This is a genomic window from Bradyrhizobium sp. 23 (assembly GCF_023073295.1).
In the GTDB taxonomy this organism is placed as follows: domain Bacteria; phylum Pseudomonadota; class Alphaproteobacteria; order Rhizobiales; family Xanthobacteraceae; genus Bradyrhizobium; species Bradyrhizobium canariense_D.
Genome location: NZ_JADPJF010000148.1, coordinates 572270 through 574993 on the forward strand (window position 1 = coordinate 572270; position 2724 = coordinate 574993).

Below are 2724 nucleotides of genomic sequence, written 5' to 3' on the forward strand. Positions count from 1 at the left end.
CCAGCCGCGCCGTGCTGCTGGCCCGCAACGTCCATGTGCTTCCTGAGTTCATCGGCAATCGCTCGCCCTATGCCGACCCTGACACGCGCGCGGTGATCGCGGGCCTCGATCTCGACACCGACATCGCCTCGATGGAACGGCTGTTCGTCGCCGGTCTGTGCGGGCTCGCCTATGGGCTTGCCGAGGTGATCGAGGCCTTTACCGCGCATGGCGTCCATTCCAGCATCATGATCATGGGCGGCGGCGCCAGCCGCAGTCCGCTGGTGCGGCAGATCATGGCGGATACGACTGGCCTCACCGTGGCGCTGCCGCAGACCAGGGAGCCCGTGCTGCTCGGCGCCGCGATGCTCGGCGCAGTCGCCGGCGGCGCCTATGCCTCGATCGGCGAAACCATGGCCAAGATGTCGGCGTTGGGACGGAAGAGCGAGCCCACTACGCCCGACATTGCCGCCTTTCACGCCCGCAAGCGCGAGGTCTACAAGTTGCTGCGCGAGGTCGATCGCGGCAGCCGCGCGGCGATGCGTGGAATGGCCGGAGGTTGAAACGGATGTTGATTTCCTGCGGCGACGCGCTGATCGATTTTGTCCCGACGCGAAATACCGACGGGCGCGAAGCGGTGATGCCGGCGGTCGGCGGCTCCTGCCTCAACGTCGCAATCGGCATGGCGCGGCTCGGCGCGCCGACCGGCTTTGTCGGCGGGATCTCGACGGACATGTTCGGGCGCATGATCGCCGACCACGCCGCTGTATCCAATGTCGAGCTCGGTCTCGCCACAAGCAGCGATCACCAGACCACGCTCGCCTTCGTGCGTATCGTTGCGGGAGAGTCGCATTATGCTTTCTACGACGCCGAGACCGCGACGCGGAATTGGACCTACCGGCGCGGCTCTATTCCCTTCGATACGGTCGAAGTTCTCCATGTCGGCTCGACCACGCTGGTCAATGACCAGGGCGCGAGCGAGACCATGGCCCTGATCGCGGACGCACGAGCGTCCTCGACAATCTCCTTTGATCCGAACTGCCGGCCCAACCTCGTGAAGGACAAGCCGGCTTATCTCGCCCGCATGGCCGAGTTTGCCGGCTGTGCCGATCTCATCAAGATGTCAGACGTCGATTTTACCTATCTGTTCGCCGACGAGCCGTATCACCAGCGTGCGAGCACGCTGCTTGCACGCGGCGCGAGCCTCGTCGTCATCACCCGTGGCGACAACGGTGCGATCGCGTGGCATGCGGGGGCAGGACAGATCGAGGTCGCCGCCCCCAAGGTCGTGGTCGCCGACACCATCGGCGCGGGTGACAGTTTTCAGGCGGCGTTGTTGTTCGCCCTGCACAAGCAGGGACGCCTCGCCCGACAGCAACTGAAGGATATCGGCGCGGACGAGCTTCGCGGTGCACTATCCTTTGCTGCCAATTGCGCCGGTCTCACCTGCACCCGTCCCGGTGCCGATCCGCCGTGGAGTCACGAGATTATCTGGAGCTTGTAGCGTCGCGTCACAGCGGTGCCACGACCTTCTCGGCGCATTTGAGGAAGGTCCGGATCAGCGGGCTGTGAGAATCCCGCCGCCAGCAGACCGCGATGTCGATGGAATCGGTCGCATCCCGCAACGGCCGGAACACGATGCCGCGCGGCGCCCCGAGCTGGGCGCAGGCGGGCAGGATGGCGAGGCCTTCACCGGCGAGAACCAGGTTCATCGCCGAATGCACTGTCTCTACCCGGCTCGCAATCGGCATCACGATCTGATGCCGCCGCAGCAGGGCCGCGACCGCGGAGGAGGAGGGGTCGCGCTCCGGCGGCGGCAACGCGATCAGCGGACGGCCTTGTAGTCGTGTCATTGACACCGCGCTCAGGCGCGCAAGCGGCGAACGGTTTCGCACCGCCAGCACGAACGGCTGCGCGCCGATTCGGGCCACCTGGATCTCGGGATGGTGGATCGCCGGCATGCACAGCGCGACCGTGACGCTACGGTCGAGCAGACGCGGCTCGCGCGTCGTGGCACTGAGCTCGGCGAAATCGAGATCGACGCCGGGAACGGATCGCCGCAACTCGGGGATGAGACGCGGCAGCATCGCGTTCGCCAGTACGAACATGTAGCCGACGGACAGCCGACCACGGCTGCCGGCCGCGACCGCGCGCGCGGCCTCGATGCCGTCGGCCGCCAGCGCCAGCGCCTCGCCGGCGCGCGCCAGCAGCGCCTGGCCCGCTTCGGTCAAATCCATGCCGCGCGTGCCGCGGCGGAACAGCGGCGCGCCGACCTCGGCCTCCAGCTTGCGGATTTGGACCGAGAGCGGCGGCTGCGCCATCCGCAGCCGCTCGGCCGCCTTGCCGACGCTGCGCGCCTCGGCGACGGCAACGAAATAGCGGAGCCGGCGAAGATCCATTGGCATACCGAAATCGTATGGGTTGGTGCTCAAAATCGTATTGGACGGCGAGTTAACAAAACTGTCATCCTGGCTGTCAATGCTATCGGCCAACGGCGGCCCGCTTCGGAGCGATGTGACGATGAACGGCGATCCTTGCCTGCTATCCGCAACCGTGCTGCGCGGTCTCATCGCGACAAAGCAGATCTCGCCCGTCGAGCTCACCCGCGCGGTGCTCGCCCGCGCCGAAGCGCTCCAGCCTGAGCTGAACTGCTTCATCACGATCTGCGGCGACGAGGCGCTTGCCGCCGCGCGCGAAGCCGAGCGCAAGCTGATGGCGGGCGAGCCGCTCGGCCTGCTGCACGGC

4 protein-coding genes are annotated in these 2724 nt (G+C 66.8%); 3 read left to right on the forward strand and 1 reads right to left on the reverse strand.

Annotated elements, in window-relative coordinates; translation table 11 throughout:
- Nucleotides 1-542 (forward strand): FGGY-family carbohydrate kinase (locus tag IVB32_RS36065; RefSeq protein ID WP_247412909.1); only part of this gene is annotated, 542 nt, incomplete at its 5' end.
- Between the two features lie 5 nt (nt 543-547).
- Nucleotides 548-1483, forward strand: coding sequence for a carbohydrate kinase (locus IVB32_RS36070; protein WP_247404415.1), 936 nt, complete (start codon nt 548-550; stop codon nt 1481-1483).
- A gap of 7 nt (nt 1484-1490) precedes the next feature.
- Here IVB32_RS36070 and IVB32_RS36075 read toward each other — a convergent pair whose 3' ends face one another.
- The gene (locus IVB32_RS36075; RefSeq protein WP_018458637.1) at nt 1491-2378 is read right to left on the reverse strand and encodes a LysR substrate-binding domain-containing protein; all 888 of its coding nucleotides are present in this window, start codon (nt 2376-2378) and stop codon (nt 1491-1493) included.
- Nucleotides 2379-2499: 121 nt separating this feature from the next.
- Between IVB32_RS36075 and IVB32_RS36080 the strand changes: the two genes are divergently transcribed.
- A partial coding sequence (locus IVB32_RS36080; protein WP_247412910.1) for an amidase family protein occupies nt 2500-2724 on the forward strand: 225 nt, incomplete at its 3' end.

What these genes read in the sequence shown, in the direction of transcription:
- IVB32_RS36070 (WP_247404415.1), top strand. Translation starts at nt 548, where the DNA reads ATGTTGATTTCCTGCGGCGACGCGCTGATCGATTTTGTCCCGACGCGA.
- IVB32_RS36075 (WP_018458637.1), bottom strand. Translation starts at nt 2,378, where the DNA reads ATGGATCTTCGCCGGCTCCGCTATTTCGTTGCCGTCGCCGAGGCGCGC.